The following is a 14,840-nucleotide window of genomic DNA, read 5'->3' on the forward strand; positions in this document are numbered from 1 at the left end:
CCTTCTACTGGAACTGCCTGGCGCCAAACGCCGGCGGCCAACCGACTGGCGCCCTGGCTGATGCCATCAACAACGCCTTCGGTTCGTTCGACAAATTCAAAGAAGAATTCAGCAAGACCTCCATCGGCACCTTCGGCTCCGGCTGGGGCTGGCTGGTGAAGAAAGCTGACGGCTCCCTGGCTCTGGCCAGCACCATCGGCGCCGGCTGCCCGCTGACCAGCGGCGACACCCCGCTGCTGACCTGCGACGTCTGGGAACACGCCTACTACATCGACTACCGCAACCTGCGTCCGAAGTATGTAGAAGCGTTCTGGAACCTGGTGAACTGGGACTTCGTTGCGAAAAACTTCGCAGCCTAAGTAGCAGACGCTTGAGAAAAAACCCGGCCGAATCGCCGGGTTTTTTTATGGGCGATCACAACCTGCTTTCTTAGCGGTTTACGAAGGCGGGCCATTTATCGCAATCTGCGTGCCCAGCCGCGAGAAAAACGCTCAGCGGTCTAAAGTTGTGAAGAGCCACGACGACACAGTTTCATTGCGCCCCATGCACCGCGCGCAGGGGTTGAAAAAAGCGCTGGCCGGCCGCCGTCGCTCTTTGATATTTTCCACCGTGATGGCCCTTTGACTGCTTCCTCACGATTGCTAAATACTCCGTCGGTATGACGCCTGTGGTCTCGATTAAGGAATGGTCATTTGAAGCTGGAACTCAAACACAGCCTGTCGCTGAAACTACTGCGCGTAGTGTTGTTATCAGCGCTAGTGGTCGGGGTGCTGTTGAGCTGCGCGCAGATCATGTTCGACGTCTACAAGACGCGACAGGCGATCGCCGATGACGCCCACCGTATTCTGGATATGTTTCGCGACCCCTCCACCCAGGCCGTTTACAGCCTGGACCGGGAAATGGGCATGCAGGTTATCGAAGGCCTGTTCCAAAACGAGTCCGTACGCGTGGCCTCCATTGGCCATCCGAACGAGCCGATGCTGGCGGAAAAATCCCGCGAGCCGATGGTACGCGCCACGCGCTGGCTGACCGACCCGATCCTTGGCGACGAAGCCACCTTCACCACCCAACTGGTGGGCCGAGGCCCCTACAGCGAATACTACGGCGACCTCGCCATCACCCTCGATACCGCCCGCTATGGCCAGGATTTCATCACGAGTTCGGTGATCATCTTTGTCTCCGGTGTGCTGCGCGCCCTGGCCATGGGCCTGGTGCTGTACCTGGTCTACCACTGGCTGCTGACCAAGCCGCTCTCGAAAATCATCGAGCACCTCACCAATATCAACCCGGACCGGCCCAGCGAACACAAACTGCCGATGTTGCCGGGCAACGAGAAGAACGAGTTGGGCCTGTGGATAAACACGGCCAACCAGTTGCTTTCCTCTATCGAACGCAACACCCATTTACGCCGCGAAGCCGAAGACAGCCTGCTGCGCATGGCCCAGTACGACTTCCTCACCGGCCTGCCCAACCGCCAGCAACTGCAAACCCAGCTCGACCAGATTCTCGGCGATGCCGGCCGCCTGCAACGGCGCGTGGCCGTGCTTTGCGTCGGCTTGGATGACTTCAAAGGCATCAACGAGCAGTTCAGCTACCAGACCGGCGACCAACTGTTGCTGGCCCTGTCCGACCGCCTGCGCAGCCACAGCGGCCGCCTCGGCGCGCTGGCCCGTTTGGGCGGCGACCAGTTCGCCCTGGTGCAAGCCGATATCGAACAACCTTACGAAGCCGCCGAGCTTGCGCAAGCGGTGCTCGACGACCTGGAAGCGCCCTTCCTGCTCGACCAGCAGGAAGTGATGCTGCGCGCCACCATCGGCATCACCCTGTTCCCCGAAGACGGCGACAGCACCGAGAAGCTGCTGCAAAAAGCCGAACAAACCATGACCCTGGCCAAGAGCCGTTCGCGCAACCGCTACCAGTTCTATATCGCCAGCGTCGACAGCGAAATGCGCCGCCGCCGCGAGCTGGAAAAAGACCTGCGCGAAGCCCTTACCCAAGGCCAGCTGCATCTCGTCTATCAACCGCAAGTGGACTACCGCGACCACCGCATCGTCGGCGTCGAAGCGCTGCTGCGCTGGAACCACCCGGTGCATGGTCTGGTGCCGCCAGACACCTTTATTCCGCTGGCCGAACAGAACGGCAGCATCATTCCGATTGGCGAATGGATTCTCGACCAGACCTGCCGCCAACTGCGCGAATGGCATGACCAGGGGTTTACCGACCTGCGCATGGCCATCAACCTGTCCACCGTGCAGCTGCACCACGCCGAGTTGCCGCGGGTGGTGAACAACCTGATGCAGGTGTACCGCCTGCCGCCGCGCAGCCTGGAATTGGAAGTGACCGAAACCGGCCTGATGGAAGACATCACGACCGCCGCCCAGCACCTGCTCAGCCTGCGCCGCTCCGGCGCGCTGATTGCCATTGACGACTTTGGTACCGGCTACTCCTCGCTGAGCTACCTGAAGAGCTTGCCGCTCGACAAGATCAAAATCGACAAGAGCTTCGTGCAGGACCTGCTCGACGACGAAGACGACGCCACCATCGTGCGCGCCATCATTCAGCTCGGTAAGAGCCTGGGCATGCAGGTGATTGCAGAAGGCGTGGAAACGCTGGAGCAAGAGGCTTACATCATTGCCCAGGGCTGCCACGAAGGTCAGGGCTACCTGTACAGCAAGCCGCTGCCGGCTCGGGAGCTGACGCTGTTTCTCAAGCAGTCGCGGCGGATCAGTACGGCCAGTACGACGCTGTAAAACAGCCCCAACAAAAACGCCCGCGATTGCGGGCGTTTTTTATTGGGGTGAACTACACACCGCGACCCGCCCACCGTCGTCCCCGCGCAGGCGGGGACCCAGAATGTCCGAACCGTGCGCAGAGCTGAAACACTCAGGATTGCGAATCGTCGGACCGCCGCCTTCGCGGGAAGGACGGTGGTTAGGAATCAGGTCAGCCGTGGTAGTTCTGCAGCAACCAGTTAATCGCCAACGCCCCCAGCAAGCACACCACCGCACCTGCTGCCGCCTGCCAGTAAAACGACCGCGCCAACTCATCTTCCCCGGCATTGGAAAGAATAAACGGCTGTGAAGTATCGGGCCGACCCATAAAGTTGGTCGCCGGGCGCGCACTGGTTTGCCGATGCCGGTCTTCGGCTTCGAGCTGCGCCGCCAAGCGCACGCGGTTCCATTCGCGCTCGTCCAACTGGCCATCGCCATTGCTGTCAAAGCGCTGCATCAGGCCGGTGAAATCGCCCTTCCATTCACGAATCACATCGCCTTGCGCGGCGTTCAGGTCCAAGCCTTGCCGCCCGCCGCCGGTGGTTTTGAAATCGCCGATGGCGTACAGCGGCTGGCCCACGTGCAGGCGCTCTTCGGTGTAGCGATAACGTTCGCCTTGGCTGAGCAACGCGAAGAAACCCGTCTTGGCCAGCCCCAGCGGATGCCGGGTGCTGCCGTACCAGACCTGTCGGGTGGAGGCGCGCACCTCGGCGCCGCTGGGATCGATCAGGCAATCGCCGGTGGCATCGCTGATGCGCAGCCAGCCTTCGCTGGTGCCTTTTTCCACCACGCTCCAACTGCGGCGCTTGTCGTCGTCACGGCACTCTTCAATCTTGAACCGCCACCACAAACACGGCGTGGCAGTGAGCGGCGCGACGAGTTGCGCCTCTGGCAGCTCTTGCAGCACGCCGTAAAATTCGACGTAGCCTTGGGCGGCCGAACGGATTTTCGAGGTAGGCGTATCGAGCAAATGGCGCGCCTGGCCCAGGCGCTTGATGCACCACCAGGCGCCGCCGCCACACGCCGCCACGGCGAAGCACAGCAAAAACAGGAACTGTTGGATATCCACGGCGCAGCGCTTAACTGAACAGGGCTTTGACGTCGACGTCGGCCTTTTCCGCATCGCTGAATACCAGCAAGTCGGCAGGCTTGAAATTGAATACGCGGGCAACGACCACATCGGGGAATTGCTCGATGCGCACGTTGTTGATATTCACCGCTTCGTTGTACAGCTCGCGGCGATCGGCAATGCCGTTTTCCAGGCCGCTGATGCGCTGCTGCAGAAACTGGAAGCTCTCATTGGCTTTGAGCTGCGGGTAGTTTTCCGCCAGGGCGAACAGCTGCCCAAGGCCGGCGCGCAGGCCGCTTTCGGCTTGGCCAACGGCGTTCACATCACCGCGCTCACGGGCAGTGCCCACCGCGTTGCGGGCGCTGATCACCTGCTCGAGCGTGTTGCGCTCGTGGGCCATGTACTGCTTGCAGGTTTCCACCAGCTTGGGCAATTCATCGTGGCGCTGTTTGAGCAGCACATCGATGTTCGACCAGGCCTTGGTTACGCCATGCTTGACCCGCACCAGCGCGTTGTAAACCGACACGGCATACACCGCGATAAAAAACAGCACCACCAAAGTGACAACGGCCGTCACGCTCATAGCAGGATCTCCCATCCAAGCAGTACGCAAGAGCTCGCATTCTAGCCACGAACCGCTATGCAAAGCAGAACTGGCGCACGGTCAAAACAATAAATAGGGGCATAAGGGCTTTGCACAAAATGCAAATCTTTCGCATTATGTGCGGGTTTTGCGGCCCAGACAGGCTGCGCTGTCACCCACCTCTCGATGCAAAGGACCTCGCCATGATTCGTATGCCTCTGGCTACCGCCAGTCTGCTGGCCATCGCTATTTCTCTCGCCGGTTGCGGCGACGACAAGAAAGAGCAAGCCACTCAAGCAGCCGCTCCTGCTGCCAGCACCGCCGCTACTGCTCCTGCTGCTGCCGCTACTGGCAAAGTCGATGAGGCTGCCGCCAAGGCCGTCGTCAACCATTACGCTGATATCGCCTTCGCTGTGTTCAGCGACGCCGCTACCACCGGCCACGCTCTGCAGAAGGCCGTAGACGCCTTTATCGCCGCGCCGTCCGCCACCACCCAGAAAGCCGCGCAAGACGCCTGGCTGGCCGCTCGCGTTCCGTACATGCAGAGCGAAGTATTCCGTTTCGGCAACGCCGTTGTAGATGACTGGGAAGGTCAACTGAACTCCTGGCCGCTGGACGAAGGCCTGATCGATTACGTGGCTGCTGACACCCCGTCGGCCCAGGGCAACCCGGCTGCCACCGCCAACATCATCGCCAACAAATCCATCCAGGTTGGCGACGACAAAATCGACGTTTCCGAAATCACCGGCGAAAAACTGGCCAGCCTGAACGAACTGGGCGGCTCCGAAGCCAACGTTGCGACCGGCTACCACGCCATCGAATTCCTCCTGTGGGGCCAAGACCTGCACGGCACCGGCCCGGGCGCTGGCGAGCGTCCGGCTACCGACTACGCCAAAGGCGCAGCGTGCACCCACGACAACTGCGACCGTCGTGCTGAATACCTGAAAGCCGCTACCGATCTGCTGGTCAAGGATCTGGACAGCATGGTTGAACAGTGGAAAGCCGGCGTCGCCGACAACTACCGCGCCACCCTGGTGGCTGACGCCCCGGAAAACGGCCTGCGCAAAATGCTGTTCGGCATGGGTTCGCTGTCCCTCGGCGAGCTGGCGGGCGAGCGTATGAAAGTGGCGTTGGAAGCCAACTCCACCGAAGACGAACACGACTGCTTCAGCGACAACACCCACAACTCGCACTTCTACAACGGCAAAGGTATTCGCAACATCTACCTGGGCGAGTACAAGAAAGTCGACGGCACCACCCTGACCGGCCCAAGCCTGTCGTCCCTGGTGGCCAAAGCAGATCCTGCGACCGACACCGTGGTTAAAGACGACCTGGCCGCCACCGAAGGCAAACTGCAAGCGATGGTCGACAGCGCCAACAAAGGCGTGCACTTCGACCAGCTGATCGCTGCCGACAACGCCGCTGGCAACCAGATCGTGCGCGACGCTATCGCCTCCCTGGTGAAACAGACCGGCGCCATCGAGCAAGCTGCTGCCAAACTGGGCATCAACGACCTCAAGCCTGACACCGCTGATCACCAGTTCTAATCGCCAAAATCTGGCTCACTGAACTGGAAACGGATGCGCCCACAAAGCGCATCCGTTTTTTTTCGCCCTCCTTTTTCTTCCGTGGTTTCACAACTTTTTTACCGTGTGACAATTAACCTCCCTGGCAAACGCTAATCCCTCTTATTTGAAATGGCCCATGCTGCTAAGCTTGCGCGCTTGTTTTCGTGGTCTGGAACACCCTTGATGCCCCGCGCGCTCCTGTACTTGCTGCTTGCCTTGAGCCTGGTTGCCCTGAGCGCCTGTGACGACTCGCCGCGCTTCACTCAGGCCGAACCAGGTGAAGCCCAAGCTGGCGGGCAAACCACCACCAGCACGCAAAGCCGCGAAGCCTTTATGCAACCGTCCGATAACCTCTCGCACGAGCGCCAACTGGACTTTGCCGTCGGCAACAGCTTTTTCCGCAGCCCTTGGGTTATCGCCCCCTCCACCACCACCGCGCGTGACGGCCTCGGCCCGTTGATGAACACCAACGCCTGCCAGAACTGCCATATCAAAGACGGCCGTGGCCATCCGCCGGAAGGCGACGACGACGTAAGCGCGGTGTCGATGCTGGTGCGCGTGTCGCTGCCGCCGAGTGCGGAAATGGCCCAGCTGATTGAAAAGGTCGGCGTGGTGCCCGAGCCGGTGTACGGCACCCAGCTGCAAGACATGGCCATCCCAGGCGTAGCCCCCGAAGTGCGCGTGCGCATGGACTACGAAACCAGCCAGGTGACCTTTAAAGACGGCACCCAGGTCGAGCTGCGCAAACCGCTGCTCAAACTGAGCAACTGGGGCTACGGCCCGATCAGCCCTGCCGCGCAATTTTCCCCACGGGTGGCCCCGCCCATGATCGGCCTGGGCCTGCTGGAAGCCATCCCCGATGACGCGCTATTGGCCAACGCCAAGGCACAGAAAGCCGCCAACAACGGCATCAACGGTCAGCCCAATTTCGTCTGGGACGATGTTCAGCAAAAAACCGTGCTGGGCCGCTTTGGCTGGAAGGCCGGGCAACCGACCCTGAACCAGCAGAACGTGCACGCCTTCTCCTCCGACATGGGCCTGACCACCAGCCTGCGCCCGTTCGACGAATGCACCGCCGCACAAACTGCCTGCAAAGCCGCCCCCAACGGCGGCGTGCCGGAAGTAAGCGACCACCTGCTCAGCCAGGTGCTGTTCTACACCCGCAACCTCGCCGTGCCGGCGCGCCGCCAGGTGGATGACCCGCAAGTGCTCGACGGCAAAGGCCTGTTCCACCAGGCCGGCTGCCAGCAATGCCATACACCGCAATACACCACCCGTAGCGACGCCGCCGAGCCGGAACTGGCCAACCAGGTGATTCGCCCTACAGCGATTTACTGCTGCACGATATGGGCGCCGGCCTGGCCGACAACCGCCCGGAATACCAAGCTAGCGGCAGCCAATGGCGCACGCCGCCGCTGTGGGGCATCGGCCTCACGCAAACGGTGAGTGGCCACACCCAATTTCTGCACGACGGTCGCGCGCGCAACCTGCTGGAAGCCATTCTCTGGCACGGCGGCGAAGCGCAGGCAGCCAAACAGCAGGTTCTCGCTTACGATGCCGAGCAGCGCAGTGCACTGCTGGCTTTCCTGAATTCTCTCTAAAGGAGCCCATCGCCAATGTTTGGTAAGAACAAGTTCCGTACAAAACTGCTGTTCAGCAGCATCGCCGCCCTCGCCCTGGGCGCCTGCTCGCCGGCTGACCAGCAAGCGGAAATTTCCACGGCGCTGGCCAAGCAAGTGATCTGCCGACCTACAGCCGCTGGGTAGAAGCCGACCGTGCGTTGGCCGCCAGCGCCCTGGCCTTCTGCTCCGGCAAAGCCGACCTGGAAAAAGCCCGCGCCGACTTCCTGGCCGCGCAAAAAGCCTGGGCTGAATTACAGCCGCTGATGATCGGCCCACTGGCCGAAGGCAACCGCGCCTGGCAGGTGCAGTTCTGGCCGGATAAAAAAGACCTGGTCGGCCGTCAGGTCGAGCAACTGGTAAAAGCCACGCCGAATATCGACGCCACCGCCCTGGCCAAATCCAGCGTGGTGGTTCAAGGCCTGTCGGCCTACGAGTACATCCTCTACGACAGCAAGCTGGACCTGGCCAACGCCGAAACCAAGGCGCGCTACTGCCCGCTGCTGGAAGCCATCGGCCAGCGCCAGCAAACCCTGGCGGAAGAAATTCTCGGCCGCTGGAACAGCAAAGACGGCATGGTCGAGCAGTTGAGCAAATTCCCCAACCAGCGTTACGCCGACTCCCACGAGGCGATCGCTGAGCTGCTGCGCGTGCAGGTCACCAGCCTCGACTCGCTGAAGAAAAAACTCGGCGCGCCGCTGGGTCGGCAAACCAAAAACCTGCCGCAGCCGTTCCAGGCCGAAGGCTGGCGCAGCAACACCTCGCTGAAATCGATTGGCGCGAGCCTGGCCAGCGCCGAAACCCTCTGGCAGGGCGTGGATAACCACGGCATCCGTGGCCTGCTGCCGGCCGAGCAGAAAGACCTGGCAGCCAAGATCGACGCCGCCTATGTGGAATCCAAACGTCAGCTGGCCGCCCTCGACCGCCCGCTCACCGAACTGCTCGCCGACGAAGCCGGGCGCAAAGCGCTGAACGACTTCTACGACAGCCTCAACGTGGTTCATCGCCTGCACGAAAGCGAGCTGGCGAAAGCCCTCAACGTCCAACTTGGCTTCAACGCCAACGATGGTGACTAATATGCTCCGCCGCCATGTCCTGGGCCTCGGCAGCCTGCTGCTCGGCGCACTCACGCTGGGCGGCTGGACCGTAAGCCGCAACGGTAAAAACCCGCTGGTGCTGTCCGCCCGCGACGACAGCAACGGCAAGCACTATGCCGTGGGTTACCGCCTGGATGGCACACAGGTATTCGCCACCGAAGTGGCGCAGCGCTGCCACGACGTGGTGGAACACCCGAGCGAGTCGATTGCGTTGTTTGTAGCGCGCCGGCCCGGCACTGAGAGCTACCTGATCGACCTGCGCGACGGCCGCTTGCTGCAAACCGTGAAGTCGCAGCCCAACCGGCACTTCTACGGCCATGGCGTGTTCCACCAGAGCGGCGACTGGCTGTACACCACCGACAACGACACCACCGATCCCGGCCGTGGCCTGCTCACCGTGTACCGCTACGAGAACGGCCAGTTGCACCACAGCGGCGAACTCAGCACCCATGGGTTGGGCCCGCACCAAGTGTCGTGGATGCCGGACGGCGAAACCTTCGTGATCGCCAACGGCGGCATTCGCACTGAAGCCGAAAGCCGTAAGGAAATGAACCTGCATGCCATGGAGCCTAGCCTGGTGCTGCTCAAGCGCGACGGCACGTTAATTTCCAAGGAAACCCTGAGCCAGTCGATGAACAGCGTGCGCCACCTGGCCATCGCCAACGACGGCACCATCGTCGCCGGCCAGCAGTTTATGGGCGACGCCCACGAGCCTGCCGACCTCCTCGCCATCAAGCGCCCAGGGCAACCGTTTCAAGCCTTCCCGTTGGAAGCCGAGCAGCGCGATGCCATGGCCCATTACACCGCCAGCGTGGCGGTGCACAACGACCTGCGCCTGGTGGCCCTCACGGCGCCGCGCGGCAATCGCTTCTTTATCTGGGACCTCGATACCGGCGCCGTTCGTCTGGACGCACCGCTGCCCGACTGTGCCGGTGTGGGTGCGGTGAAAGACGGTTTTGTGGTCACCTCCGGCCAGGGCCGCTGCCGTGTGTATGACTGTCGCAGCACCAGCATCAGCGCGCAGCCGCTCGATCTGCCGGCTGGGCTGTGGGACAACCACCTGCACCTGGCGTAATCACACGATTAGTAGCCACGACCGACCGTCATGGCTATTTGCCAGAATCTTCCGACGCACTCAAGTGCAAGCCCCTACAGCCGACTATATTGAGACAACACCTGTGCGCTCCAGGCCATCAAGCTCGGCGGACAGTTTCGGCGTGTCTGTCGTCAGTGAGCTACATGGAAGTTAAGACGCCTCGCACCTAGAGCGAACGGGTGTTTAGCCAGAACCGGCCCCGAGAGGCGTTACCCATGTTTCTACAAAACTCCCTGCGTGCGCAGATCCTCGCCCTATTGGGCGGCAGTCTGCTGCTAACCGTCATCATTGCCCTGGCCTGCTTCAGCTTTTTGTCCGGCGGCATCCAGAACTACCGCGGCCTGCTCGACGGCCCGCTGCAAGAATCGCAACTGGTCGACCAAGCCAATATCGAATTCAAATCCCAGGTCCAGGAATGGAAAAACGTGCTGCTGCGCGGCAAAGACCAGGCCGCCCAGGACAAATACTGGGGCCAGTTCGAAGACCAGGAACGCAAGGTGCAGGACATTCTTGGCAAGCTGGTGGCCGAAGCCGGCGATGACGCCGCTTTGAAAAGCCAGGTGGAGAAACTGCGCAGCGAGCACCAGTCTCTGGGCGCCGCTTACCGCAAAGGCAAAGCCGCCTTTATCGCCGCCGCTGCCGACCCTACTGCCGGCGACAAAGCCGTGCAAGGCATCGACCGCGCCACCAGCGACCAGATGGGCGCGCTGGTCACGCAGCTGCACCAACGCAGCGAAGACGAGGCCAAAGCCATCAGCGCCAGTGCCGACCGCACCGTGTGGCTGGGCACTGCCGTGCTGCTGGGCGCCAGCGTGCTAATTGCGCTGCTGAGCCTGTGGCTGGTCAACCGCAACCTGATCACCCCGATCAAAAGCCTGATCGAACATATCGGCCGCCTCAGCCAAGGCAACTTCGGCCAACGTGTGGACACCAGCCGCCGCGACGAACTGGGCAACCTGGCCGTAGCCGCCAATACCCTGCGCGATTTTCTTGCCGATACTTTCACTCGCCTGCAACGCAGCACCAGCGAACTGGACAGCGCCAGCGGCGAACTGAACGCCATCGCCACGCTGATGGCGCAAGGCACGGCCGAGCAATTCTCGCGCACCGACCAGGTGGCCACGGCCATGCACGAGATGTCTGCCACTGCCCAGGAAGTAGCCCGCCACGCCGCCGACGCCGCCCGCGCCGCCGACGATGCCGACCACTCCTCGCAGCAAGGCAGCACGGTGATGAACTCGACCATCAACACCATCACCGCCATGCGCGGCGAAATCGCCAACACCGCGGAAGTGATCCGCCGCCTGGAAGCCGATAGCGGCCGGATCGGCAAGGTGCTGGAAGTGATTCGCGGCATAGCCGATCAGACCAACTTGCTGGCCCTTAACGCCGCTATTGAAGCGGCGCGTGCCGGGGAAGCGGGCCGTGGGTTTGCCGTAGTGGCGGATGAAGTGCGTACGCTGGCGCAGCGTACGGCGCAGTCCACCGCGGAAATTCATCAGATCATCGATACGGTGCAGACCGGCGCGTTGAACGCGGTGAAGGCGATCGAAAGTGGGCAGAGCCGTAGTGAAGAGGGGGTGCAGCAGGTGACGGAGGCTGGGCAGATGCTTAGCCGTATTACGCAGGCGGTGGAGGCGATTCGCGATATGAACCGGCAGATTGCTACGGCGGCTGAAGAACAGACGTCGGTGGCTGAGGATATTTCGCGCAACCTCACCGAGATTACGGCGATTGCTACGACTAACCAGGAGAACGTGGTGCGCACCGAAAGTGCCAGTGTGAATCTGCGGGATTTGTCTGGGCAGTTGAGTGATGTGACACAGCGGTTGAGTGCCTGACGGGGAGATTGATCGCTGATTCGGCGTTGTTCTGGCGAGCGGTTTTTTTCTTCATTACCGCGTGTGCTGGGCGTTTTTGTTTCGCGCCTTACGCGCGAGTTTCTTTTGGCATTGCCCCAAAAGAAACCAAAAGGTCTAGCCCCCACCTGGGGTTTTCACTGCGTGAAAACTTCCCTCGCTACGTCGTCGCTCCAGGGGCCGGGCTGAGGGCCATCCATGGCCCCATCCCTCTCCGCGGCTCCAGGCCGCTTCGACCCCTTACGCAACGACTACGCTCGGCCTGGCGCTAAAGGGGCGGGTAGATCACAAGCCGTAGATCAAGATCAAAAGCCCCTCTCCCCCGGCCCCTCTCCCGCACGCGGGCGAGGGGTGACGTATGGCGAATCCCACACTTCGATCTGCCCCCTCTCCCGCTTGCGGGAGAGGGCTGGGGTGAGGGGCACTTGATCAGGTTTTGATCTGGCTTTTGATCTTGATCTGCCCGCCCCTTGAGCGCAGGCCGAGCGTAATCGTCGCGTAAGGGGTTGAGCGGCCGGGAGCCGCGAAAGGCGTGAGGGCCATGGATGGCCCTTCTCGCCGGCCCCTGGAGCGGCGACGTAGCGAGGGTAGTTTTCACGCAGTGAAAACCCAAGGTGGGGGCTAGACCTTTTGGTTACTTTTAGGGCAATGCTAAAAGTGACTCGCGCGTAAGGCGCGAAACAAAAACTCCCCGCAGACGCGGTAACGAAGAACTACACAAAACGAAAGCAGCCACTCACGGATAACTAAACTTCTTAACCATAGTCAGCTCCCCAGTAGCCCGCATCGGCACAATAAACGACTCCTGCTTTCATAGCCGTCCCTTCCTGAGTAATCACCGTCACCTGCGCCGTAGTCAAAATCTGCGCCGGCGTCTCGGCCCCTTCCTCATCCTCACTCGCACCACCACCAAAGTAATTCACATACACCAGATACTCACCGGCAAGCGGCGTAGGCGACGCAAACATCTCCGGCCCATACCCCGTCGTCACATCCACATCCAGCGCCCCGCCATTCGCGGAAGAACGATCCCCGTACCAGATATGCGCCCCGTCCGGCGTCACCACATGCAAATCCAGGTCGGTGTTGTCACTGTCCCACGACAACACCACCCGCAACTTCGCCGCCGTCTCGCCACTGCCCCGGTTATAGAACTGCACCCGGTGCTTGGCCGTGCCATCCACATTGCGCACTTCCACGCTGTTGCTGCCCGACGGAAACACGAACGGCCGATCAAAACTGCCGTCTTCCTGCACCTTGAGCGGCATGCTGATGCCATTGACGATCAACCGCGCCGGCTTGTTCGCGTCCTTGGGCGTTGACTTGATCTGCCCGGCAATACGCGCGGTATTGGCCTGGTCGGCAGCGCTGTTTACCGACGACGCCGGGTAGTTCACTTCCTGCATAAAGTGCGCGCCCTCGTCCGAGCCTTTGCGCCAGCCGCCGACCGGCGTGTCGATTTGCACGCCGTCGTTGGCATAGGCCGCGGCCAGGGGCAGGCAGGCGAGGAACAGGGCGATTTCAGTCAGGCGTACACGCATGGGGCTATTCCAGAAGTAGGTGGCGGGCGAGGCCTTCGATATAGGTTTCATCCTGGCCGTTGGGGTGTGCCGCAAAGGCCAGGTGCAGGTATTCGTGGGTCAGGTCGAGGCGGTCCTGCAGCGAGTACATACCGCGCACGAAAATACGTTGGCGTTCCCGGTCGACATGGGGTTTGCCGCCGCTCAATTGGCACACGGCAAAGTCGCTGGTTTCCACATAACCGGGCTCGCGTTGCAGACGCTCGCGCCAGCCGGGTTGTTGTTTTTTCAGCCACGCTTCGGCGTTATCCAGGGCCTGGCAAGCGGCGATGGGTTGGTCCCAGCGGCTTAAGCTGGCACGGGGAAAGGCGCGGGCGAGGATGGCGTCGTAACGCAGCCCCTGCCCTGCTTGTTCCACGGCGCTCTGCCAGGCCAACCGATCTGGCCCGGCTTTGTCACTGTGGTAGTTCACCGGGCTGCCGGCGAGCACCAGGTCGCTGGTCCAGGCGGCAATCTGCCGGGAGCCGTCGCTGGCCGGGCGTGGGGCCACGCGCTGGCTGGCGCTGCTGTCGGCGATGGCCAGGCATTCGCCGTGGCGGGTGGCGCTTTGCAGCAGGTAGGTGCGAATGGTGATGGCCAGCGCCTTGGCCGCTTCAGCAGGCTGAGCCGAGGCTTCGCGGTCGAGCACGCGGGCCACGTAGTCTTCGCGGCTCAGGCGTGCGGTCAGCTGGCCGTCGGCACCTACAAACAGTTCTCCCTCGGCGGTAATCGGCAGGCGATTGCCGTTGGCAAATTGCACCTCGTAGTCGCCGCGCAAGGCACCGGCGCCCACCAGTTGCCCGGTGGCTTTATTGCGTACCTGGCGCACCGGGTAGCGCGCGAACAATTGCACTTCCACGCACTGGCCGCCGTCCTTCGGTTCGGCGGCGGGCAATGCGCTGCCTAGGGCTTCGGCGTAGTCCTTGAGAATCCGTTGGCTGGTGCCGGTGCCGCCGGCCCACACCGGTGTGCCGTCGACCAGCCAGCCGGCGAAACCGCCTTGGCGCGCCTTGGCATCGTGGTCGGCCAACCAGCTCCAGGTTTTCACCCGCAGCCGCCCACCGAGTGCGCCGAGGGTGACGCCTTCGGGCGCATGCAGCATCACGTCGAGCAGTACCCGCCGCGCCTGTTCCTGCGCCGGCAAACTGCCGAGCTGTTGCAGCAGTTCGGCGACCGGCACCCGTTGTGGCGGTTGCAGGGTGGCCAGGTCACTTATCCACAGCGGCGCCTGGCGTTGTTGCCAGTAACTGCGCCAGTCGGCGGCATCGAGCTTGAGGTTGGCTTGGGAAAAATACAGGCCGCAGCTTTGCGTCAGCGCCTGGTCGCGTTCGATGCGTTCACCGGCTTTGCAGCAGTACACCTCGTCGCGGTCCTGGCCTTTGCAGGTGTAGCCGACCTCGGGTTTACCGGTGTCGACCAGGTAGGCGTAGACGAAGAGTTTCCACAGGCTGCCCAGGGGCGTGCTGAGCTCAGCCGGCAACGGGCCGCGGCTCATTACGCTCTGGTGGTTGAGGTGCAGCAGTTGGGTCGCCGGCGGCGCGCCAATGGCCAGTTGCAGCGGTGCTTCCCCGGCTCTGGCGAGCAAGGGTAGCAGCGCGATGCACAACCAGCCCAGGCGC

The 14,840-nt window shown here is 62.0% G+C and carries 8 protein-coding genes and 4 pseudogenes; 8 read left to right on the forward strand and 4 right to left on the reverse strand.

All coding sequences use genetic code 11. The features are described 5' to 3' along the window. Together AC0V2S_RS25540 and AC0V2S_RS25545 are read left to right on the forward strand one after the other, a co-directional pair. On the forward strand, positions 1 to 359 hold a 359-nt coding region (locus AC0V2S_RS25540), incomplete at its 5' end, for a superoxide dismutase (RefSeq protein ID WP_475512168.1). 333 nt (positions 360 to 692) lie between these two features. Then, entirely contained in the window at positions 693 to 2,750 is a 2,058-nt protein-coding gene (locus AC0V2S_RS25545) for a putative bifunctional diguanylate cyclase/phosphodiesterase (RefSeq protein ID WP_475512169.1), read from the forward strand. Between the two features lie 193 nt (positions 2,751 to 2,943). Here AC0V2S_RS25545 and AC0V2S_RS25550 read toward each other — a convergent pair whose 3' ends face one another. Together AC0V2S_RS25550 and AC0V2S_RS25555 are read right to left on the reverse strand one after the other, a co-directional pair. After that, positions 2,944 to 3,840 carry a GIDE domain-containing protein gene (locus tag AC0V2S_RS25550; RefSeq protein ID WP_475512170.1) on the reverse strand — a complete coding sequence of 299 codons (897 nt, stop codon included), beginning with the start codon at positions 3,838 to 3,840 and terminating at the stop codon, positions 2,944 to 2,946. Between the two features lie 10 nt (positions 3,841 to 3,850). Next, positions 3,851 to 4,423: a LemA family protein gene (locus tag AC0V2S_RS25555; RefSeq protein ID WP_475512171.1), complete on the reverse strand. Its 573-nt coding sequence runs from the start codon at positions 4,421 to 4,423 to the stop codon at positions 3,851 to 3,853. Positions 4,424 to 4,626: 203 nt separating this feature from the next. Between AC0V2S_RS25555 and AC0V2S_RS25560 the strand changes: the two genes are divergently transcribed. The 6 genes and pseudogenes from AC0V2S_RS25560 to AC0V2S_RS25585 all read left to right on the forward strand — a co-directional run bounded on the left by AC0V2S_RS25560 (position 4,627) and on the right by AC0V2S_RS25585 (position 11,644). Next, positions 4,627 to 5,970 (forward strand): imelysin family protein, encoded by a 1,344-nt coding sequence (locus tag AC0V2S_RS25560; RefSeq protein ID WP_475512172.1) that lies wholly within the window; start codon positions 4,627 to 4,629, stop codon positions 5,968 to 5,970. A gap of 204 nt (positions 5,971 to 6,174) precedes the next feature. Continuing rightward, positions 6,175 to 7,592, forward strand: a pseudogene (locus tag AC0V2S_RS25565) (di-heme oxidoreductase family protein). A gap of 15 nt (positions 7,593 to 7,607) precedes the next feature. Then, positions 7,608 to 8,686, forward strand: a pseudogene (locus tag AC0V2S_RS25570) (imelysin family protein). Between the two features lies 1 nt (position 8,687). Then, positions 8,688 to 9,782 carry a DUF1513 domain-containing protein gene (locus AC0V2S_RS25575; RefSeq protein WP_475512173.1) on the forward strand — a complete coding sequence of 365 codons (1,095 nt, stop codon included), beginning with the start codon at positions 8,688 to 8,690 and terminating at the stop codon, positions 9,780 to 9,782. Between the two features lie 719 nt (positions 9,783 to 10,501). Next, a pseudogene (locus AC0V2S_RS25580) lies at positions 10,502 to 10,759 on the forward strand (HAMP domain-containing protein); the annotation flags it as partial. A gap of 171 nt (positions 10,760 to 10,930) precedes the next feature. After that, a complete protein-coding gene (locus AC0V2S_RS25585) occupies positions 10,931 to 11,644 on the forward strand; it encodes a methyl-accepting chemotaxis protein (RefSeq protein WP_475512183.1) in 714 nt (237 codons plus the stop codon). 754 nt (positions 11,645 to 12,398) lie between these two features. Here the strand turns inward: AC0V2S_RS25585 and AC0V2S_RS25590 are convergent. Then, positions 12,399 to 13,203 (reverse strand): annotated as a pseudogene (locus AC0V2S_RS25590) (DUF2135 domain-containing protein). 4 nt (positions 13,204 to 13,207) lie between these two features. Beyond that, positions 13,208 to 14,836 carry a DUF2300 domain-containing protein gene (locus AC0V2S_RS25595; protein WP_475512184.1) on the reverse strand — a complete coding sequence of 543 codons (1,629 nt, stop codon included), beginning with the start codon at positions 14,834 to 14,836 and terminating at the stop codon, positions 13,208 to 13,210. Positions 14,837 to 14,840: the final 4 nt, after the last annotated feature.

The organism is Pseudomonas sp. CC11G, assembly GCF_056174845.1.